We start from the raw sequence: 21511 nt of genomic DNA, 5'->3' as shown, positions 1-21511 counted from the left end.
GCCCCGCCCGGCGCCCGGCCGCTCCCGTGGATCACCGCGGCGGCCCCGCTGGTGATGGCGGTGGCCGGGGCGCTGGTGTTCGGCCGTCTGTGGATGCTGCTGTTCGGGCTGCTCTCCCCGGTCGCGATCATCGGCAACTACCTGATGAGCCGGCGCACCGGGCGCCAGTCCCACTCCGACAGCGTCGCCGCCTACGAGGAGAAGAAGGCGCGTATCGAGGGCGACGCGGCTCAGGCCCTGGCGGCCGAACGCACCGCCCGGCGCCGCGGTTTCCCGGACCCGGCCGAGGTCGTCCTGACCGCTGTCGGCCCCCGGCGCCGCCTGTGGGAACGCCGTACCTCCGACGCCGACTTCCTCGAACTGCGCATCGGAACCGCCGATCTCGCCTCCGACGTGGTGCTCCAGGACCCGACGAAGGACGAACACCGCCGCGAGGACCGGTGGACCGCCTATGACGTCCCGGTGACCGTTCCGCTGCGGGAGCACGACGTCCTGGGCATCGCCGGCGAGGGCCCGGCCGCGCGCGCCGTGGCGCGCTGGGCGGTCGCCCAGGCCGCCGTCCTGCACAGCCCCCGTGACCTCCAGATCCATCTGCTGACGACCGGTGAACGGGGCCGGGACGGCTGGTCCTGGCTGCGCTGGCTGCCGCATGTGCGCAAGAAGTCCGGCGACACCCCGGCCAGCATCGGCTATGGCACGGAGACCTGCGCCCGGCGGGTCGCCGAACTCACCGCGCTGATCGCCGAGCGCGCCAAACGGGAGGACCGGCGGAGCCGGCCCGCCGGGCCCGACGTGCTCGTCATCCTCGACGGAGCCCGCAGGCTGCGTTCGCTGCCCGGCGTGGCGCAGATCCTGCGCGACGGACCGGCCGTCGGCGTCCGCGCCGTCTGCCTGGACGCCGAGGAACGGCTGCTGCCCGAGGAGTGCCACGCCGTCGTCGCCGAGGAGTCCGGCGGAACCGTACGGGTGGGACGCTCCGGGAGAGGCACCGTCGGGGGCGTCCGGCCCGACGCGGTGTCCCTGGACTGGTGCCGTTCGCTGGCCCGCGCGATGGGCCCGCTGCGGGACCCGGGCGGGGCCGACGAGGAAGCCGCGGTGCTTCCCGGCTCCGCGCGGCTGCTCGACGTCCTCGCCCTCGACCCGCCGCAGGCCGCCGCCATCCGGGCGCGCTGGACGGCCGGGGGCCGCTCGACCCGGGCGGCCGTCGGCGTCTCCCTGGACGGCCCGTTCCACCTGGACCTGCGGCGCGACGGCCCGCACGGGCTGGTCGCCGGCACCACCGGTTCCGGCAAGTCCGAACTCCTCCAGACGCTGGTCGCCTCGCTCGCGGTGGCGAACCGTCCCGACGCGATGACGTTCGTCCTGGTCGACTACAAGGGCGGCTCCGCGTTCAAGGACTGCGTGGACCTGCCGCACACCGTCGGCATGGTCACCGACCTCGACGCCCACCTCGTCGAGCGGGCCCTGGTGTCGCTGACGGCGGAACTCACCCGGCGCGAGCACATCCTCGCCGCGGCCGGCGCCAAGGACATCGAGGATTACGTCGAGCTGCTGGAACGCACCCCGGCGGGCCGCGAGCCGATGCCCCGGCTGCTCATCGTCATCGACGAGTTCGCCTCGATGGTGCGCGATCTGCCGGACTTCGTGAAGGGCCTGGTCAACATCGCCCAGCGGGGCCGCAGCCTCGGCATCCACCTGATCCTGGCGACGCAGCGCCCCAGCGGCGTCGTCTCCTCGGAGATCCGCGCCAACACCAACCTGCGCATCGCGCTCCGGGTGACGGACGCCGGCGAGAGCCAGGACGTCCTCAACTCCGCCGAGGCCGCAGGGATCTCGCAGAGCACCCCCGGTCGCGCCTATGTGCGCCTGGGCCAGAACTCCCTCGTGCCGTTCCAGTCCGGACGGGTCGGCGGCCGCCGACCCGGTGCCGCGGCGACCTCGCTGCCGGCACCCTGGGCGGTGACGGTCGGCTGGGAACGGCTCGGCGAGCCGCTCCCGGCGCGGCCCCGCGGCGCGGCCGTACCCGCCGAGGTGGAGACCGACCTCACGGGGCTCGTCACGGCGATCCGCGAAGCGGACCGGGAGATGGGCATCCCCACGCAGCACAGCCCCTGGCTCCCGCCGCTGCCCGAGGTCCTGGTCACCGGCGAACTGCCGGCGCCCCCGCCTTCCAACTACGACCTCGCGCCCGTCGCGTACGGCGTGGTGGACCTGCCCGCACAACAGGCCCGGCTGCCCCTGGTGATCGACCCGGCGACGCTCGGGCACCTGCACATCATCGGCTCGCCCCGGCAGGGCAGGTCGCAGACGCTGCGCACCATCGCCGGTACCCTGGCCGCCGCCCATTCCCCGGACCGGCTGCACATGTACGGCATCGACTGCGGCAACGGCGCGCTGCTGCCCATCGAGGGGCTGCCGCACTGCGGGGCCATCACCCAGCGCACCCAGCCCGACCGGGTGGCCCGGCTGCTCGCCCGGCTGACCGGGGAGCTGACCCGGCGCCAGGAGATGCTCGCCGCCCGCGGCAGCGCCGACCTGCCGGAGCTCCGCCGCGCCCTGCCGGAGGCCGAACGGCCGCCGCACATCCTGCTGTTCATCGACCGGTGGGAGGTCTTCGACAAGCAACTCGGCGAGTACGACTCCGGGAACCTGCTGAACTCCGTGCTCACCCTGCTCCGGGACGGCGCGAGCGTCGGCATCCACCTGGTGATGACCGGTGACCGGGCGCTGTTCTCCAGCCGGGTCAACGGCTCCACCGAGGACAAGCTCGTGCTGAAGCTGAACGAGAAGTCCGAGTACGGGATGATCGGCATCACCCAGCGCAACGTGCCCGACGAGATCTCGCCGGGCCGCGCGTTCCGTGCCGCCGACAAGGCGGAGGTGCAGATCGCGCTCCTCACGGACAACCCGGAGGGCCAGGCGCAGGCCGCGGCGCTCCAGAGGATCGCCGAGTACTGCCGCGAGCGGGCGGCCCATCTGCCGGACACCACCCGGCCGTTCCGCGTCGACACCCTGCCGGACCGGCTCACCTGGGAGGAGGCGATCCGGTACGTGCCGCAGCCGCTGCCGTCCGCACGGTGGGCCCTGACCGGTGTCGGCGGCGACGAACTCACCGCGTCCGGGCCGGACTTCGCCGTCACGCCGACCTTCCTCGTCGCCGGACCCGCCCGCTCCGGCCGCAGCACCGTCCTGGCGACGCTGGCACTGTCGCTGCTGTCGGTCGGGACGCCCGTCGTCGTCGGCGCGCCCGCCAGGTCGCCGTTGCGTCAACTCGCCGGACGGCCCGGGGTCCTCGCGGTCTTCGACGAGTCCGACATCGACCCCACCGCGCTGGAGGAGGCGCTGGCGTCCTCGCCGCAGGGGGCCGTGGTGATCCTGGACGACGCCGACCTGCTGCTGAAGACCAAGGCCGAGCCCGTCCTCACCCAGATCGCCAAGTCCGGCGCCGAGAACGGCCGGGGCCTGGTGATCGCCGGGCAGACCGACCGGCTCTCCTCCGGCTTCTCCGGCTGGCACACCGAGGCCCGCCGCAACCGGTGCGGTCTGCTGCTGAAGCCGCAGAACATGAGCGACGGCGAACTGATCGGCGTCAAGGTGCCCCGCAGCCGCCTGGGCGCGACCCGCCCGGGGCGGGCGATCCTGCACCTGGGCGACGGCGTGCTGCGCACCGTCCAGGTCCCGGAGACGGTGCTCCCGCCGGCCGGGAGCTGAGGTCCCACGGCAGAGGGCTCCCGCCCCGGCGACGGCCGGGGAGGGAGCCCTCACGCATGACGGGACGCGGCCCGGATCAGGTCGATCCCTCCACGTAGCCGGGGTCGTGCACCGTTGTGGCCTTCGTCCCGTGGGGGACGGCCCCGTTGATCGCCCAGGCGAGGCCGGCCAGTCCGATGAGGTTCGAACTGTTGTCGATCCACCCCGCCGACCTCGCCCAGATGTTGGTGAGGCCCGGCAGCTGCTTCAGCACGTCCGGTGTCTTCAACATTGACCCGGGCACGTTCAACAGCAAGTTTCTGACCAGGTCGGTCGGATCCTTGAACCCGGTGAACGACTTGATGGCCGGGACCACGGTCTTGATGTTGATCTGGATCGCTTCGAAGTTGTTCTTCACGCTCTTGAGGGTGGTCGCGAGCCCGCCCATCTTGGCGATCTTGATCAGGCCGACGCCGCCGAGCACCAGTCCCAGGCCGCTGAGGACCATGTCGAGCACATCCCACTCGCCCGACTGAATGCTGTCGACGATGTTCATGATGAAGGGGATGGCGGCGGTGACGAGACTGGCGATCGTCAGGATGAGCCCGAGGCCCTGCAATCCGGGGATGAGCATGGCGATGATGCCCAGGGCGGCGCTGATGAAGCCGAGCACCTGCTTGAAGACGTCCTTGATCTTCTCCCACAGACTCTTGCCCGGAACCGCCTCGCTCGTTGCCTCGTCCAGGGCGCGGGCCGCCGTCGAGGCGTCCGTCTCGCGCAGCTCCCGCGCGTCCTCGGCGAGCATGCGGGCGGCGTCGAGATCCCGCTGGGCGCTGTCGGCGTCCCCCTGCGCCGCGGACTGGTCGCCGCGGGCATCCTCCAGGGCCTGCCGCGCACTGCGCCGGGCCGCCTCGTCGTCCGGCGGGGGCGGCTCCGCCGCGTCCAGACCGCTGATCACGGAACCCGCCGCGGCGGCGGCATCGGTGGCCCGCTGCAGCCGCTCCTTGGCGTCCCGTCCGTCGACCAGGGCGTTGTCGGCCTTGCGCTGATGGCCCCCCAGCTGGTCGGCGTACGTGTCCAGCGCGCGGGCCGCCTTGTCGTACGAACTGTGCAGCTTCTCCACCTGATGGGCCAGGTCCCCGAGCTTGTCCCGGAGTTTCTCCATGGCCTTGCCCTCGCCGATCTGGCTGTTCTTCAGGCCGCTGACGATGGGGAGCGCCTGGTCCGCGTCGTCGGCGACGGACCGGTACTGGCTCGCGAGCTTCCCGAGCATCTCCGCATCGCCCGGCGTCGGGTCGTCCGAGAACCCGAAGACCGTCTCCCAGTCGGACACCGCTGGCCGCGCCATTGCCGCGCCCTCACTTTCCGTTTTCGTCCGTGCCCTGCGGGCTTTGTGCGGCCGGCACAGCCGTGCCCTTGCTCTTGACTTCCACGAAGCGCAGCGTCCCCGCGATGGCGTCGAACACCTCGAAGAACTGGTCCCTGAGCTCCACATTGGGCGTGGAGCTGGAGACCAGCAGGTATTCCCGGCGGTTCGGGATCGGGAACAGCGTGTGCAGCAGCGCCGTGGGCACCGGCCTGCCCTTGTAGTCGATGTCCTCGATCGAGGCGATGCGCCCGACCGGTCCGACGTCCTCAAGCTCCACCAGATCCACTTCGCGCGGCGGGTACCCGCTGGTCTGCGGCCCCCCGGCCTGCATGCCCGCCCCGAACAGCACCTCGGCCAGATCCGCCGACTGGTCCTCCGGCACGGGCATCCGCAGCACGACGGACGTGGCGCTGAGCATCGCGTTCCCGCCGGGGAACCTGACCATCCCCGCCGCCTGGAGCGCCCCCCGGGCGTAGGCCTCGCGGGCGGTCCGGCGGGTGTCGCGGATCAGGCCGTCGAGCCGCTCGCGGGAGAGCTGCGGAACCCCCTTCGCCTGGTGCTCGATACGGCGGCGGATGGACGCGTCCCGGGTGCTCGGGTCGAGGTCCAGATACCACCAGGAGCCGGGGTAGCGCAGCTTGTAGTGCGCGGGCGCCCCCGTAGCCCGGTCCGTGACCGGATGCGTCATGACGCATGTCCCTTCTGCCAGCAGGCTCTCGTCAGGCCTTCTTGGAGTCGTCCAGCGCCTTGCCGGTCTCGTCGTCCGTCTGCGTGAAGGCCTCGGAGATCTTCTTCGTGTTCTCGGAGAAGACCTTCACGTTGTCCTGCACCTTCTCGTGGCCCCTCCCCCATGCGTCGTCGAAGTCGGCGAGGGAGTCGGCGAGCGTCGAATCGCCCACATCGTCCTTCGAACCGACGCTGCTGAGCCGCGCGGTGTTGCCGATCCGCTCCCCGATGTCCTCAAGTGACTTGACCGTCTCGTCCAGGTCCTCAAGGGGGACGCTGATGCGGGTCATCGGTTCCTCCTCTCCGGCCGCCGCCGCCCGGTCCCGCCGCAGAAGGGCGGGACCGGACACGAGGGCACGTCAGCCGATGGAGCCGGCCGTCTGGTCGTCGGTGTCGACGAACGCGTCGGCGACCTGCTTGATGAACTCGCTGACGCCCTGCAGGCCCTCGATCGCCTTTTCGGTGCCGCTCTTGTACTCCTCCCAGAACGGACGGAACTTGGTCTCGGAGCCCGGCGTCGCGTAGGCCGCCTCGACCATCTCCTCCATCTTGGTGTTGGCCTCGTGGAGGCTCTGCTGCATCAGTTCCTTCTGGTTCTGCAGCCAGGTCGACGCCTCCCGCATCTCGTCCGGGCTGATCCTGATGTTGCCGCCGGCCATGTCGGTTCCTTCTCTCGTTTCGGGTCGCCGCGGTTGCTGAGCCGCGTACACCGGGCTCTACGGGGCACCCGGCGGGGCGGTTCATGCCTGTTGCGGAACGGTGACGAAAGGAGGGGGCCGACGCCGTGATCAGGCCTGGGACCAGGCTTCCTTGTCCGGTGACAGGCTCTTCGGTGGACCGTGAGTGACGTTCCCTCACCGAGGGGCAGCAGACCGATACGGGGATCTGATCGGGGGTCCGGAGTACGCGGTGCCGGGGTAGCGAGATCACCGAGGAAATGATCAACAACGACAAGCAGATCAATGGCCTCACCGGCCGGCCCTGACCCCGCGGCCGGCGCCCCGCAGGAGACCTGCCTGCCGCGGGGCGCTTCGCCCCTCAGCGCCGCGCACGGGGCCGCGTCCAACGCGACCAACGGGTCCGTGAACTGTCCGAGGCGACCACCGCGACCAAGGCCACGGTGACGGAACTGACCGCCATGGCCGCCGACATGTCACTCCCGGCCGACCGCGGTGGGCTTGCCGCGGTCCGACAGGCACTCACCGACCTCGTGGCCTTCTTCGCCGCGCCGTGGCCCGCTCCGTGGGAGTTTCGCGAGGCCGGGCAGTCCGTCAGGACCGAGACGGAGGAGACGGCACGGGCAGCGGCCCGCGAAGGCGAACTGGGCTTCCGCGCCGAAACGGTGGCCAACGAACGACTGCGTGGCCGGGGCACATCGGGGACTCAGAACCCAAAAGCGGGGTGCAATGCAGGGCGAAAGCCCCGCATGAGGTGCCGAACAATCCACCTCAAGTGATCTTGCGATGGCATGAAGAGGCTCCCTGGCCTGCAAAAATAGGCGCCCCCGGCAGGACTGTGCACGGTTCCGTCATCTGGACGGATGAGTACCTCGCGCGAGGATCCCGACCGTGCACCGGCCTGCGCGCAACCCGCACGAGTGCCCTGAAGGGTGCCCGCCAGGCTGGAGTGGCCCGCCGCCGGGTGCCGGGGAGGAAATCGACGGCGGGCCACCAGCCGCCTGCCTCGGGGGTAGCGTGCGGCCTTCCTGCTGCCAGCGATCGGCGGCGCCAGCGGCAGGGGGCTTCAACGTGTTACCAACTCGTCTTGCTGTACGGGTGCCAGTGCCCACCGGAGTGCCTGATCAGCCGAGCGTCTCCCCACACTGCTCGCGGCCGCCTAACACGATCACGTGTTGCCACACCGCTGGAACCCGCCCATACCACCCCCTGGACGCGAGAAAGCCCCCGCCGCACGAAGGCGGCGGGGGTTCAGGCTGACCGGTTAGGCGCCTTCGTTTGGTTCCGCGTCCCGAGGCAGCCCAGGTCGGTTCGGGAGCTGGGGCCGCGGAGTGGTGTTCAAGGACGCAGGGTGTCCTGTCAACCGGAGTTATCGCTCACCGGCCACGCAGACCACGTTCTGGTTGGAGAGCAGGTTGATAGGAATGGCGAGTAGGTTGACGGTGTTGCCACAGAACTGGTTGTTGTCGTCGGCCAGCGCTGAGCCTGCCGTGCCTGCGAAAGCCGCTATGGTCAGCGCCGTGGCGGCCAGGATGGTGCGAATGCGCATGTCAGACCTTTCTCTTATGAGGGATCGCCTGTCGTGGTCCCATTAAGAGAAGGGGAAACCGCGATCAACGCGGCGGCCACCTGGCGTCGGCTGAGCGGCGGCCAGGGATCACGCGAACGGTGCTCGGACCGCGCCCAGACGGCCGAATGGGTGAACGAACGCGGGCATCTTCCCCTGGTCCGTCCGATAATCCACACGACCTCGGCCTCCATATCGATGCGCAGCTGGCGGGGGCGTCTGCGTCCGTGCGGGTCGTGCGCTCGACAAGGATGCCCAACGTGCCCTTGGCGGACTCCAACCCCGTGTTGATCTCCCCTCGCAGCTGAGCGAAGTCGACCGCGACGTTGGCCGTCGGGTCCGGAGCCGCAGTCACGACGGGCCCTTGGGCTCCCGGTTCGGCACCCAGTAGGTGATGCCGAGTGCCCTGAGCATCGCGGCCGCAACGGTGATGCCCCGGCGCTGGTCACCTGGCCGTCACCCATCGCCGTTGACAGGGCTCCGGCCCCAGCGGCGAGAGCGGCGGCGATCGCCTTCCACTAGTTCGAGATCTTCATCGCGGTCCTCACTTCTTGGGGAGCTTGAGTTCCTGGCCGGGCGTGATGGCGTCGGCGTTCTTGAGCCCGTTGAGCTCAGCGATCTCACGCCACCGCCCGCCGTCGCCGAGCTTGGAGGTCGCGATGACCCAGAGGGTGTCGCCCTGGCGCACGGTGCAGGTGACGCCGGGCTTGAGCCGGTCGCGGATCTGGAGGCGCATCCGGTCCATGCCGAAGTCGCTGGGGTCGACCTTGCCCGGTTGCCACTCCAGGTGGCCGATGACGGAGCGCTCGGTCCACCCGTGGGCCCGGCAGATCGCCGCGCTCACGCGCTCGATGGCTTCCAGCTGCTCCTTCGGCCAGGGGTAGATGCACGGTGCCGTCCTTCGCTATGACGTCGTGGCAGAGCGGGCCGGGCAGACCGTTGTAGCCGTCGCGGCAGATCTTCGAGGAGGCGCTGGTGCCGAAGGTGACGGTGTGGTGGATCATCACCAGGTTGACTGGGCCCCGTGGGCCTTTGGAGTTCCGGTTGTGGGTGCGCCACGCCTTGTGCTCGACGACGCGGACGCCCTCGGCTTTGAGAGCGGTCTCCCATCTCTGTTCGAGTACGCGAATGACGGTGCCCCCGGGGATGCGGTGGTCATCTCCAGGGGGATGCATCCGACGGTATGCCGATTCCCGAAGAGGGGAAGGCGCTTGGCTAAATACCGCTGCGCAGGGGGAGCGTGAAAGAACCCTCCCCTGAACGCGCAGGTGAGAGGCTGTTTGCGCCCCCGGCAGGACTCGAACCTGCGGCCAAGCGCTTAGAAGGCGCCTGCTCTATCCACTGAGCTACGGGGGCCAGGTGTGGTGGCCTGTGTCGTGGTGCCCGGGTGTGGGCTGATCCGTGACGTTGCCGGGGACAAGGATAGGGCTCCCCGGTCCTTGTCCCTGTTGCTTCGCCTCCGTGGCTCAATGTGGAGGTTCGGTGAAGCGGTCCTGATAATCGCAGGCAGGTACGAATCGTGCACCGCTTTTGGCGTCTCGGGCATCGGGTGTTGTGTACTCGTTATGCCTGCGTCCCACTAGTCCCTTCCGTCCCTTGTGTTCTGTCGGCGCGCTGACATGCTCATATGCTTCCGAATGGCCGTAAAATTGGGCATTCTTCGCATGTGGTGACCTTGGACGTACGGCCTCAGCTGCTCGACGCACTCTCCGCGCTGCGCGATCGTGTCGCCGCCGTGCGCTTTCCGCTGCCCCTGGCCGGGGCCCCACGGGCGCGTGCCAACCGCGACGAACTGCTCGCACAGCTCGACGACTACTTGGTGCCCCGGCTGAGGGAGCCCGAAGCACCGTTGCTGGCCGTCGTGGGTGGATCCACGGGGGCCGGGAAGTCGACACTCGTCAATTCGCTGGTGGGCCGGCGGGTGAGTGAGGCGGGCGTACTGCGGCCCACGACACGTAACCCCGTGCTGGTGTGCCACCCCGAGGACCATCACTGGTTCACCGGGATGCGAGTGCTGCCCAACCTCACGCGCGCGCGGGTGCCCCATCAGGAGCCGGGGAACGAGCCCTTCCTCCTGGGCAGGGGCACCGATCCCTCCCTCATGGGCAGGAAGAACGAGCGGGTCCTGCGGATCGAGACCACCGAGACACTCCCGCCCGGGCTCGCGCTCCTCGACGCGCCCGACGTCGACTCCCTGATCGCCGAGAGCCGCGTCCTGGCCGCCGAGCTGATCTCCGCGGCCGACATCTGGGTCATGGTCACCACGGCCTCCCGCTACGCCGACGCGGTGCCGTGGCATCTGCTGCGTACCGCAAAGGAGCACAAGGCGACGCTCGTGACCGTTCTCGACCGGGTGCCCCACCAGGTGGTGGCCGAGGTGTCACGGCAGTACGGGGCGCTGCTCACCAAGGCCGGGCTCGGCGAGGTGCCCCGGTTCACCGTGCCCGAGCTGCCCGAGTCCGCCTGGGGCGGCGGGCTGCTGCCGGCCACCGCCGTCGCACCGCTGCGCACCTGGCTCATCCACCAGGTGACCGATCCGGGCGCCCGGGAGCAGGTGATGGCCCGTACGGCCCACGGAGTCCTCGACTCGCTGAGGGCGCGCATGCCCGAGCTGGCCAGTGCGGCCGCCGCCCAGTACGCCGCCGCCCTCCGGCTCACCGCGGCCGTCGACGCGGCGTACGACAGCGAGCACGCGCGCGTGAGGACGCGTTTGCAGGCCGGGGCTGTGCTTGCCGGGGACGCGCTCAAACGATGGCGCAGCTATCCGCTCGACTGCACCGCCGGTGAACTCCTCGACGCCCTCGTAGAGAGCCTCTGCGCGCTGCTCCTGTGCGCCGTCACGGCCGCCGACGAGCGTGTCGAGGAGGTCTGGCGGCGCGAACCGGCCGCGAAGGCGCCCGGGCTGGCCGGCGGCGACGCGGTGCTCGACGGCGCGGAGCACCGCATCGGGACGGCCGTACGGCGCTGGCGGCGCGTCCTGGAGGAGTACGCCGAGGAAGAGGTGCGCGACCTCGACCGGAGCGTCGCCCCGGACGCCGAGGTCGTGGCGGCGCTCGTGGCCACCGTCCTCCTGGGCGGCCGCCGGGCGCGGTCCGCGGGGGAGGGGCTCGCCGAGCGGATCAGTGCGCAGAGGGCGCTCCGGCTGCGCGACCGGGGCGGGAAGCTGCTCACCGAGTACCTCGACAAGGCGCTGTACGCCGAGCGTGAGCGGTGCCTCGCCCCGCTCGACGCGCTCGACGTACACCCGGAGCCCCAGGCCGAACTCATCGCCGCGCTGTCCGTACTGCAGAAGGAGAGGTGACCGCGGTGACTGCCGTCACTGACCGCACGGATCACGCCGACCACACCGGGGGCGAGGGCTCCGGGGGCGCCGGCGAGTCTTCCGGCAAAGCCACCAGCAAAGACCCCGGCACATCCCCCGGCACATCCCCCGAGGAGGCATCCAAGATGGCTCCCAAGCGGGCATCCGAGGATGGCGATCCCGGAAACACCGCCCCTGTGGAGGGCGCTTCAGAAAACGGACGTCCTGTAGAGGGCGCCTCCGCGGGGCGACCGTCGGGCGAGAGCACCGGTGAGAACGCAGGCCCTAAGAACACAGGCCCTAAGAAGGCAGGTCCTGAAAACGCCGGCCCCGAAGAGGACGAGAACCACACCCGCGCGCGCGTGAAGGACGACGACTCGCCCGCACGGGACGACGACTCCGTGCTGGAGAAGTTCCGCAGGAAGGTCCGCTCAAGAGCCCGTACCCAGCCCCCTACGGACACCCGCCCACCCGCTTCAGCGGACCGCGACGACGAACCCGCGAGCGACGAACCCGCAGGCGACGAACTCGCGAGCGACGACTGGGACGACGGCCTGATCGCCCGGCGCGTGTCCGAGGAGGAAGCCGCCGAGCAGGCCGCGGTCATGGAAACGAGGCTCTCCGGCACGCCGGCGGTGACACCTCTCACGTACGACGGGCCGCTGCGGTCGCGGCTCGACGCGCTGCGCGAGCTGGTGGGGCTCTCCCGGACGCGGCTGGACAGCAGGACGCTCGCCGAGGCCGGCCGTGTCCTGGACGAGGCGGCGGCACGGCGCAAGCTCTCCGGGCAGCACACGGTCGTCGCCATCGCGGGCGCCACCGGCAGCGGCAAGTCGATGCTCTTCAACGCGCTCGCCGGAGTGACCATCTCGGAGACCGGCGTCCGCAGGCCCACGACGGCCGCACCCATCGCGTGCAGCTGGAGCGACGGCGCGGCCACGCTCATCGACCGGCTCGGCATCCCGGGACGGCTCCGCAGGCGCCCGATCCAGAGTCCGGACGCGTCGCAGCTGCGCGGGCTCGTACTGGTCGACCTGCCCGATCACGACTCCGCGGCCGTGCAGCACCGCGAGCAGGTGGACCGCGTTCTGGCGCTCGTGGACGCGGTCATCTGGGTCGTCGACCCGGAGAAGTACGCCGACGCCGTCCTCCACGAGCGCTATCTGCGGCCCATGGCGGGGCACGCCGAGGTCATGTTCGTCGTCCTCAACCAGGTGGACCGGCTCCCGGGGGAGGCCGCCCACCAGGTCCTCAACGATCTGCGGAGGCTGCTCGACGAGGACGGGATCCCGCTCGGGGACTACGGCGAACGGGGCGCGACCGTGCTCGCGCTGTCCGCGCTCACCGGGGACGGCGTCGGGGAGCTGCGGGAGGCGCTGGGCCAGTTCGTGGCCGAGCGGGGCGCCGCGGGCCGCCGTATCTCCGCCGACCTGGACGCGGCCGCGTGGCGTCTGCGGTCCGTGTACTCGACCGGGCTGCGTACCGGGCTCAGCGAGGAGGCCCGCGACGAGTTCGCCGACAGGCTCGCGGACGCCGTGGGCGCCACCGCGGCGGGTGAGGCGGCCGAGCGCGCGTGGCTGCGCAACGCGAACCGCGCGTGTGGGACGCCCTGGCTGCGGCTGTGGCGGTGGTTCCAGGACTACAGCGAACTCCCGACCGGACGTGGCCTCCGTGCACCCGTGGACGAGGAGGCCACCGCGCGTCAACGCGTCGAACAGGCCGTGCGCACCGTGTCCGAACGGGCCGTCTCCGGGCTGCCCGCACCCTGGGCCCAGGCCGTGCGCGAGGCGGCCGTGCGCGGTGCCCAAGGGCTGCCCGAGGCCCTGGACGAGCTGGCGGGACGGGCCGGGACACCGCAGGGCAGGCCGCCCCGGCCGGGCTGGTGGCCGGTCGCCGTGCTCGCCCAGGCGTCCATGACGATCCTCCAGGTCATCGGGGGGCTCTGGCTGGTGGCGCAGATCATCGGGGTCATGCCGCCCAACATCGGCGCGCCGGTGCTGCTGATGTCGATGGGCATCGTCGGCGGTCCGGGCGTCGAGTTGAGCAGCAGGCTGGCGGCGCGCGGCCCGGCCCGGCGGTACGGGCTCGAAGCGGAACGAAAACTGCGGGAGGCCGCCGCCGGGTGCGGGCGGGCGCAGGTGCTGGATCCGGTGGCGGCGGAACTTCTGCGGTACCGGGAGGTGCGAGAGCAGTACGGCCAGGTGCTGGGCACCACCGTGGCCGTGCGGTGAGGGGCCGTGCCATGAGGGCCCTGTGGTGAGGGGGCGTGCGGTGAGGGCCGTGCGGTGAGAGGGAAAGGCCTGCCGGACAGGGGGAGTTAGCCCTTTCGGGTGACGGAGTTGTCCACAGGACAGGGGTTGTGCACAGCGCTCGGCGGGCCCGGCCCGACGGAGGCAGTCTGATCTCGCGGCGACCACGGCGAACGCGGTCACCGCGGCAGACGCAGCCGTACGGGACGGGCCCGTACGCGTATCCACCCGGCGTGGGCGCCGGGACGAAGAAGGGGTTCGCGATGAACGAGACGGCGCTGTGTGTGGTGGGCAACGTGGCCACCCAGCCGGTGTGCAAGGAGACAGCCACGGGCACCTCGGCCCGGTTCCGGCTGGCGGTGACGTCGCGGTACCTGGACCGGGAGAGGAACGAGTGGACGGACGGTCACACCAACTTCTTCACGGTGTGGGCCAGGCGGACGCTCGCGGCGAACGTGGCCTCGTCCGTGTCGCTGGGCGATCCGGTGGTGGTCCAGGGGCGGCTGAGGGTGCGGACCGAGCGGACCGAGCAGGGCGAGAGCCGCACCTGGGCGGACATCGACGCGGTGGCGATCGGCCACGATCTCGCGCGCGGCACGTCCGCCTTCCGTCGCGCATCAAGGGGAGACACGGCAGCGACGGCCCCGGCCTCCTCCCGGCCCGAGCCCAACTGGGAGACACCGCCCGCGAGTCGGCCCGATCCCTCGTCCCAACCGCAGCCGGAGCCAGCAGGGGTGACGTGACGTCAGTAGGTGATCGACCGACCTGACCGGGCTGCGGCTTATCGACGAATGCGTGGCGAAGAGTCCCGGAGAAAGTGTGGATAAGCGCAGCTCAAAGACTGTGTGAGCGATAACGATTACGAGTCGGATCGGTTATCCGACGAGATGACAGGGGAGAGCGGCGTGCCGTCTCCCTAGGATGCCGGGACAGCCCACGGGTCTGATGATGCTGTCGTGGGACCCCACCCCCACCTGCCAACGGGTCCTGCTCGAAGGGGAATTCTGTGCTTTCTGTGTTCTCTGCGTTGTCCGCTCGCAGGCGAACAGGCCGGCGGCCGGCAGCCGCTCGCCTCGCGGCCGCGACACTGGTGTCCGGGCTCGTCGTGGCGGGTGCGCTCGCCGGCGCGGGCACGGCCGTCGCCGGGGAGACTCCGCAGGGTCCCGGCGGCGCGACCGCGACGATAACCGGCCTGAAGACCTACGGGGCCGCTGTGATCCGTGAGGACGGCGAGGAACAGCCGGTCTCCGCGGGCCTGTTCGAGATGTCCGTCGAGGGCGGCGGCATGCTGCAGACCTACTGTGTCGATCTGTACAACCCGACGCAGCAGGACGCCAGGTACCACGAGACCCCGTGGAGCGGCACGTCGCTGAGCGACAACAAGGACGCGGGCAAGATCCGCTGGATCCTCCAGAACTCCTACCCGCAGGTCAACGACCTCGCGGCACTCGCCAAGAAGGCCGGGGCCGCCGGCCTCACCGAGCAGGACGCCGCGGCCGGCACTCAGGTGGCCATCTGGCGCTACTCGGACGGCGCCGACGTGGAGGCCGCCAACCCGCAGGCGGAGAAGCTCGCGGACTACCTGCAGAAGAGCGCGCGGAACCTGGCGGAGCCCGAGGCATCGCTGACGCTCGACCCGCCGGCGATCTCCGGTCGCGTCGGCGAGCGGCTCGGTCCGGTCACGGTGCACACCAACGCGGACTCCGTGACGGTCACGCCGCCCGCGGCGGCGATGGCGGACGGGGTGAAGATCGTCGACGAGACCGGCAGGGCCGTGACCTCCGCGGGCAATGGCAGCCGACTGTACTTCGCGGTGCCCGAGGACGCGGCGGCCGGCTCGGCCGAACTGACCCTGCAGGCCTCCACCACCGTCCCCGTCGGCCGTGCCTTCGCCTCCGAAACTCGCAGCCAGACGCAGATCCTCGCGGGCTCCAGCGAGTCGACGGTCTCCGCCGTGGCGAGTGCGAACTGGGCGGGGAAGGGAGCGATACCCGCGCTGTCCGCCGAGAAGAACTGCACCGCGGGCGGCGTGGACATCACAGCGGCCAACGAGGGGGATGAACCCTTCACTTTCGAGCTCATGGGCATCAGGTACACGATCGACGCCGACACGACCGAGACGGTGACGATCCCGCTGCAGGAGGACCAGGCGTACGACTTCACGATCAGGGGACCGAACGGCTTCGAGAAGCGGATCACGGGCGTGCTCGACTGCGCGACCGATACCGAGGCGGCCGAAGGCGGCGACTCGGTCCAGACGCTCAGCGAGCCGAGCCCCGCGACGGCAGGCATCGCGTCCACCACGGGCACGGACCTCGCCGAGACGGGCAGCTCCAGCGCGACCCTGCTGATCGCGGGCATAGCGATCGTCATGGTCGTGGTCGGCGGCGGGGCGATGCTCATGGTCCGCAAGAAGAAGACGCCCCCGCAGGAGTGAGGAGAACCTCAGCGGGAGCGACTGAGCGGGACTGATCCTTGGCAACTCAACAGTGAGTGACCGTGCGGTGACCCACGAGAACGACGCGGCCCCGGTGCGCCTCCCAGGCGCCCGGGGCCGCGTCTTCCGCCCGCGACGGCCGCCCTCGTGGCCCCTGCATCCCCGCTACCATCCGGTTTCCGTCGAGGGCTGGCCGTGCGGCAAGATGGGTGGTACTGCCCACTGCCAGATTTCAAGCTGCCGGACGGTTTCTCTTGGCTGAGTACATCTACACCATGCGCAAGACGCGCAAGGCTCACGGCGACAAGGTGATCCTTGACGACGTCTCGCTGAACTTCCTGCCCGGCGCGAAGATCGGTGTGGTCGGTCCGAACGGTGCCGGTAAGTCGACCGTCCTGAAGATCATGGCCGGCCTTGAGCAGCCGTCGAACGGTGACGCCTTCCTCTCGCCCGGCTACAGCGTCGGCATCCTGCTGCAGGAGCCCCCGCTGAACGACGAGAAGAACGTCCTGGAGAACGTCCAGGAGGGTGTCGCCGAGATCAAGGGCAAGCTCGACCGGTTCAACGAGATCGCCGAGCAGATGGCGACCGACTACTCGGACGCGCTGCTGGAGGAGATGGGCAAGCTCCAGGAGGAGCTGGACCACGCGGAGGCGTGGGACCTGGACGCCCAGCTGGAGCAGGCCATGGACGCCCTGGGCTGCCCGCCCGGCGACTGGCCCGTCACCAACCTCTCCGGTGGTGAGAAGCGCCGCGTCGCGCTGTGCAAGCTCCTCCTGGAAGCGCCTGATCTGCTGCTCCTCGACGAGCCCACCAACCACCTCGACGCCGAGTCCGTGAACTGGCTGGAGCAGCACCTCGCCCAGTACAAGGGCACGGTCGTGGCCATCACCCACGACAGGTACTTCCTGGACAACGTGGCCGGATGGATCCTGGAGCTCGACCGCGGCCGCGCCATCGGCTACGAGGGCAACTACTCCACGTACCTGGAGACCAAGCAGACCCGCCTCAAGGTCGAGGGCCAGAAGGACGCCAAGCGCGCCAAGCGCCTCAAGGAGGAGCTGGAGTGGGTCCGCTCCAACGCCAAGGGGCGGCAGGCCAAGTCCAAGGCGCGTCTGGCCCGCTACGAGGAGATGGCCGCCGAGGCCGAGAAGATGCGGAAGCTGGACTTCGAGGAGATCCAGATCCCGCCGGGTCCGCGCCTGGGAAGCGTGGTCGTCGAGGTCAACAACCTCAACAAGGCCTTCGGTGAGAAGGTGCTGATCGACGACCTGTCGTTCACGCTGCCGCGCAACGGCATCGTCGGCGTCATCGGCCCGAACGGCGCGGGCAAGACCACCCTGTTCAAGATGATCCAGGGTCTGGAGCAGCCCGACTCCGGAACGATCAAGGTCGGCGAGACCGTCAAGATCTCCTACGTCGACCAGAGCCGCGAGAACATCGACCCCAAGAAGACGCTGTGGGCCGTCGTCTCCGACGAGCTGGACTACATCAACGTCGGCCAGGTCGAGATGCCCTCGCGCGCCTACGTCTCCGCGTTCGGCTTCAAGGGCCCGGACCAGCAGAAGCCGGCCGGGGTGCTCTCCGGCGGTGAGCGCAACCGTCTGAACCTGGCGCTCACCCTGAAGCAGGGCGGCAACCTGCTGCTCCTCGACGAGCCGACCAACGACCTCGACGTGGAGACCCTGTCCTCCCTGGAGAACGCGCTGCTGGAGTTCCCCGGCTGCGCCGTGGTCGTCTCCCACGACCGCTGGTTCCTGGACCGCGTGGCGACGCACATCCTCGCCTACGAGGGCGAATCCAGGTGGTTCTGGTTCGAGGGCAACTTCGAGTCGTACGAGAAGAACAAGATCGAGCGGCTCGGCCCGGACGCGGCCCGTCCGCACCGCGCCACCTACAAGAAGCTGACCCGGGGCTGATCTTGCGGCACATCTACCGCTGCCCGCTGCGCTGGGCGGACATGGACGCGTACGGCCACATCAACAACGTGGTCTTCCTCCGCTACCTGGAGGAAGCCCGTATCGACTTCCTGTTCCGCCCGGAGAAGGACTTCAAGCAGGGGTCCGTGGTGGCGCGCCACGAGATCGACTACAAGCGGCAGTTGGTTCACCGGCACACGCCGGTGGACATCGAGCTGTGGGTGACAGAGGTACGGGCGGCCTCGTTCACGCTCACCTACGAGGTCAAGGACGCGGACCAGGTCTACGTCCGGGCCTCGACGGTGATAGTGCCGTTCGACTTCGAGGCGCAGCGGCCGCGCCGGATCACCTCCGAGGAGCGGGAGTTCCTGGAGGAGTACATGGACGACGAGGACGAGGCCGTCGCGGCATGACGGTGCTTCACCTCGCCGACGAGGGGGAGGCGGCGGATCTCGCCGCCTTCCTCGGACGGCTGATCCACTACGACCGGGCGGCCGCGGTGCGCCTGAAGGGCACCGGGACGACACTCGCGGTGTTCGGCCGCCCGCCGTCGTTCGAGGTCCTCGCGATCCGGGCGGTACGGCTCGCGAAGCCGTACGAGAACGGGCTCGACGTCACGCTCGACTCGACCGTGTCCGCGGGTGAACTCCTGGACGCCATCGACGAGCCGGCGGCCACCATGGTGGTTCCGGCCGCGGTCACCGGGCCGCCGTGGGCGGGGGTGCTTCCTCCGCGCGGCGGCTGGCGAGCGGAGCCGGGGCTGCCGGCACCGGACGCGGTACGGGCGATGATCGCCGCCGCCGTGGCCGAATTCCGGTCTCGCACACAGGAGCTGGCACCGGAGCGGCGGACTCGGGCCGAGCTCGACAAGATCGGGCGGGAGATATGGTCCCGGCCGATCGGCGACACCAGCCTTCCGGTACGGGCCGCGCACGCGGCGCAGGGGCTCGGCTTCCTGCGCCCCGCACGGTCGGCCGAGCGGCCCGGCGAGGAGCCGCTGAAGCTGTTCTCGTCCGGGGCGTGGCTGAGGCTGCGCACACCGTACGGGTCGGTCGCCGTGCGCAGGGCGGGACTCGGGGCTCTGGGCGTCACCGTGCGCTGATGACCGGCTGTGCTGATCACCGGGTGATCACCCGGTGTCCTGATCACTGGGTGTGCTGATCAACCGGTGTTTCGTGTGCTCTGCTCATGATTCGCTGTCGTCCGGCCAGACGCCGATGTGGTCCCGTTCCAGTTCCAGGGCGACGCGGTCGCGCATGCCGAGGGCTTCCGTGTACTCGGCGGGGAGTTGGAGCCGGCCGGCCCGGTCGAGTGTGGCGTACTCGCGGGCGACGACAGCCTCCTGACCGGTGGCCGCGTCGATCTCGGTGCGGCGCAGGACCTCCGTCGAGGTGCGGCCGTCGCGGATGGCCACCGTGCGCCGGACCTCGCCCGCCACGGTCTGGTCGTGGGTGACGATCACGATGGTTGTGCCCAGGTGTTCGTTGGCCGTGCGGAAGGCGGCGAAGATCTGTTCGCCGGTGTGGGAGTCGAGTTCGCCGGTGGGTTCGTCGGCCAGCAGCACTTTCGGCGCATTGGCCAGGGCGACCGCGATCGCCACGCGCTGCTGCTGACCGCCCGACATTTCCTGGGGCCGGCGGTCGCGGCAGTCGGCGACCTCCAGCAACTCCAGGAGTTCCAGGGCACGTTCGGAACGGTCCTGGCGGCGGGTGCGGGCCCCGCTCAGCTGCATGGGCAGGGCCACGTTCTGGGCAGCCGTCAGATAGGGCAGGAGGTTGCGGGAGGTCTGCTGCCAGACGAAGCCGACGATCTCCCGGCGGTAGCGGAGGCGGTCCTTGGCGGTCATCGTGAGCAGGTCGTGGCCGGCGACGCGGGCCGCTCCGGCGGAGGGGGTGTCGAGGCCGGCCAGGATGTTCATCAGCGTCGACTTGCCGCTGCCGGACGAGCCCACCAGGGCCATCAGTTCGCCCTCGCGGACGAGGAGGTCGAGGCCCTGGAGCGCCTGCACCTCCACGCCGTCCGTGGAGAAGATCCGGACCAGGCGGTCACAGGTGATCAGCGCGTCGTGGCCGTAGGCGGGGCGGTCCCGGCGGGCCGCCGCGCGGTGGGCGAGGTCGGCGAAGGTGGGGCCCGTACTGTTCATGGGACGACTCCCTCAGCGGTCGTGGGGTGACTCCAGCGGTGATGGTGCGAGGGGCTCCCGTGCTCGCCGGCCCAATATGTGCAGGCACGGCCGCCGCTGTCCGTCATCGGGGATCCCCCACCCTCAGCTCCCTCACCGAACTCCGTCTCCCGGTCCACCACGCCTGGGCTGCCGCGATGCCGGTCGTCAGGATCACGACGGCGAGGGCCGGGACCAACAGGGACCACGGATCCGTGCGCAGGTGGGCGCCGGCCGGTGCGGAGTCCGTCGCCGTCGCGAGCGCGACCGTCGTCAGGTCGATGCCGGGGGAGAGGAGGCGGACGGTGGCCCACCCCGCGAGGGTGCCGCCCAGCGCGGCCGTCAGGGACTGCGGCAGGGACTCCAGGATCAGCAGACGGCGGCCCTGGGCCCGGGTCAGGCCCATGGTGCGCAGACGGGCCAGGAGCGCGGTGCGTTCGGGGGCGGAGCGGATCAGGGTCAGCAGCAGGGCCAGGGTCGCGTAACCGGCGCCCGCCGCCACCGCCGCCGTGTAGACGTGTTCGGCGCCGGCCTGGAGGGGCGAGTCGACGTAGCGTGCCCGGGCCTCCGACCGCAGGCGGACGTCGGCGTTCCCGCCGGTCAGTGCGCGCAGCGCGGCACCGTCCAGGCGGGAGCCGGTCACCAGCAGCGTGGTCGGGCCGGTCTCTCCGGCGGTGGGCTCGGGGAGGCCGGGGAGCCGGGCGCGGTCCACCACCAGGAAGTCCCCGCCCGGCGCGGCCGGAGTGGTCTCGCGCACCAGGGTGATCCGGAGGCCGACGAGGCTGCCGTCGTCCAGCCGTACGGAGAAGGGCCGGGTTCCGAAGCGGTCGGCGAGGGACGGGGACGCGAGGGCGGGCAGGACGTCCGACCGAGGCGAGCCCGACGGCTTCAGTACAGCCTCCGGGAACGTGCCGAGAGCGGTCCGGCGTGCCAGCGACGCGTACGAGTGCGGGTCGACGCCGACCAGCGTCACCGGTTGCGTACCGTCGTCCGGGGTCACGTTGTACGCGATGTTCACCGGGCTGACCTCCCGCACTCCGGGGCTCCGGCGGACCTGATCCGGCAGCGCGGCGGGAAGTGCTTGCAGTGCCTCGACGCGCGCGTCCGCGCCGGTCGAGGACAGCGCCGCACGGTCGCGTACGTCGGCGACGCCCGCGAGGACCGAGCCACCGAAGGCGGCGGTGGTGAGGGCGGTCAGCAGGGCGAGCAGAGGGAGCACCGCGGAGACGGGGGTACGGCCGGCGCGGGCCAGCGACAGGTACCCGACCGCGCCCCGCAGCCGCCCCACACGGCGCGCCAGCCGGCGCAACGGCAGCGGATACAGCCGCACCAGCACCAGCGCGGCGATGATCCCCACCAACACGGGTGCCAGGGAGACCAGGTGATCGCCCGAAGCCCCCGACGCCCCCGAAGCC

Annotated in this window: 15 protein-coding genes, 1 tRNA gene and 2 pseudogenes; 9 read left to right on the top strand and 9 right to left on the bottom strand. The window is 70.7% G+C overall.

Annotation, left to right across the window (positions count from 1 at the left end):
- Positions 1-54 precede the first annotated feature (54 nt).
- Both FPZ41_RS50415 and FPZ41_RS50410 read left to right on the top strand, forming a co-directional pair.
- Positions 55-1710 (top strand): annotated as a pseudogene (locus FPZ41_RS50415) (FtsK/SpoIIIE domain-containing protein); the annotation flags it as partial.
- Between the two features lie 375 nt (positions 1711-2085).
- Positions 2086-3711, top strand: a complete 1626-nt coding sequence (locus FPZ41_RS50410) for an FtsK/SpoIIIE domain-containing protein (RefSeq protein ID WP_407698849.1) — start codon at positions 2086-2088, stop codon at positions 3709-3711.
- A gap of 76 nt (positions 3712-3787) precedes the next feature.
- Here FPZ41_RS50410 and FPZ41_RS32350 read toward each other — a convergent pair whose 3' ends face one another.
- From FPZ41_RS32350 to FPZ41_RS32320, 7 genes and pseudogenes are all read right to left on the bottom strand, one after another.
- The gene (locus FPZ41_RS32350) at positions 3788-5038 is read right to left on the bottom strand and encodes a hypothetical protein (protein WP_152867173.1); all 1251 of its coding nucleotides are present in this window, start codon (positions 5036-5038) and stop codon (positions 3788-3790) included.
- Between the two features lie 10 nt (positions 5039-5048).
- Positions 5049-5747, bottom strand: a complete 699-nt coding sequence (locus FPZ41_RS32345) for a hypothetical protein (protein ID WP_152867172.1) — start codon at positions 5745-5747, stop codon at positions 5049-5051.
- A 31-nt stretch (positions 5748-5778) separates the two neighbouring features.
- Positions 5779-6075, bottom strand: a complete 297-nt coding sequence (locus FPZ41_RS32340) for a hypothetical protein (RefSeq protein ID WP_152867171.1) — start codon at positions 6073-6075, stop codon at positions 5779-5781.
- A gap of 69 nt (positions 6076-6144) precedes the next feature.
- Complete coding sequence (locus FPZ41_RS32335; protein ID WP_152867170.1) at positions 6145-6444, bottom strand: WXG100 family type VII secretion target; 300 nt, start codon at positions 6442-6444, stop codon at positions 6145-6147.
- A gap of 1387 nt (positions 6445-7831) precedes the next feature.
- Entirely contained in the window at positions 7832-8011 is a 180-nt protein-coding gene (locus FPZ41_RS32330) for a chaplin (RefSeq protein WP_152867169.1), read from the bottom strand.
- A 724-nt stretch (positions 8012-8735) separates the two neighbouring features.
- Positions 8736-9204, bottom strand: a pseudogene (locus tag FPZ41_RS32325) (hypothetical protein); the annotation flags it as partial.
- Between the two features lie 108 nt (positions 9205-9312).
- Positions 9313-9385 (bottom strand) — tRNA-Arg (locus FPZ41_RS32320).
- Between the two features lie 310 nt (positions 9386-9695).
- Here FPZ41_RS32320 and FPZ41_RS32315 point away from each other — a divergent pair.
- From FPZ41_RS32315 to FPZ41_RS32280, 7 genes are all read left to right on the top strand, one after another.
- Positions 9696-11330, top strand: coding sequence for a dynamin family protein (locus tag FPZ41_RS32315; protein WP_322621000.1), 1635 nt, complete (start codon positions 9696-9698; stop codon positions 11328-11330).
- Positions 11331-11692: 362 nt separating this feature from the next.
- Entirely contained in the window at positions 11693-13561 is a 1869-nt protein-coding gene (locus tag FPZ41_RS32310; RefSeq protein WP_407698848.1) for a GTPase, read from the top strand.
- Positions 13562-13842: 281 nt separating this feature from the next.
- On the top strand, positions 13843-14322 hold the full coding sequence (locus tag FPZ41_RS32305; protein ID WP_152867176.1) for a single-stranded DNA-binding protein: 480 nt from the start codon (positions 13843-13845) through the stop codon (positions 14320-14322).
- 263 nt (positions 14323-14585) lie between these two features.
- The gene (locus FPZ41_RS32300) at positions 14586-16016 is read left to right on the top strand and encodes a TQXA domain-containing protein (RefSeq protein ID WP_407698847.1); all 1431 of its coding nucleotides are present in this window, start codon (positions 14586-14588) and stop codon (positions 16014-16016) included.
- A gap of 254 nt (positions 16017-16270) precedes the next feature.
- The gene (gene ettA / locus FPZ41_RS32290; RefSeq protein ID WP_152867166.1) at positions 16271-17935 is read left to right on the top strand and encodes an energy-dependent translational throttle protein EttA; all 1665 of its coding nucleotides are present in this window, start codon (positions 16271-16273) and stop codon (positions 17933-17935) included.
- Between the two features lie 2 nt (positions 17936-17937).
- Positions 17938-18348 (top strand): acyl-CoA thioesterase, encoded by a 411-nt coding sequence (locus FPZ41_RS32285; protein WP_152867165.1) that lies wholly within the window; start codon positions 17938-17940, stop codon positions 18346-18348.
- Positions 18345-19037 carry a hypothetical protein gene (locus FPZ41_RS32280; RefSeq protein ID WP_152867164.1) on the top strand — a complete coding sequence of 231 codons (693 nt, stop codon included), beginning with the start codon at positions 18345-18347 and terminating at the stop codon, positions 19035-19037. The genes FPZ41_RS32285 and FPZ41_RS32280 overlap by 4 nt, the downstream gene beginning before the upstream one ends.
- A gap of 84 nt (positions 19038-19121) precedes the next feature.
- Here FPZ41_RS32280 and FPZ41_RS32275 read toward each other — a convergent pair whose 3' ends face one another.
- Both FPZ41_RS32275 and FPZ41_RS32270 read right to left on the bottom strand, forming a co-directional pair.
- A complete protein-coding gene (locus tag FPZ41_RS32275; RefSeq protein ID WP_152867163.1) occupies positions 19122-20078 on the bottom strand; it encodes an ABC transporter ATP-binding protein in 957 nt (318 codons plus the stop codon).
- Between the two features lie 103 nt (positions 20079-20181).
- The coding region (locus FPZ41_RS32270; protein ID WP_152867162.1) for an FtsX-like permease family protein at positions 20182-21511 on the bottom strand (1330 nt) is incomplete at its 5' end.

It is taken from the genome of Streptomyces acidicola (assembly GCF_009377235.1).
GTDB lineage: Bacteria > Actinomycetota > Actinomycetes > Streptomycetales > Streptomycetaceae > Streptomyces > Streptomyces acidicola.
This window is presented reverse-complemented; position numbering and strand designations above follow the sequence as displayed.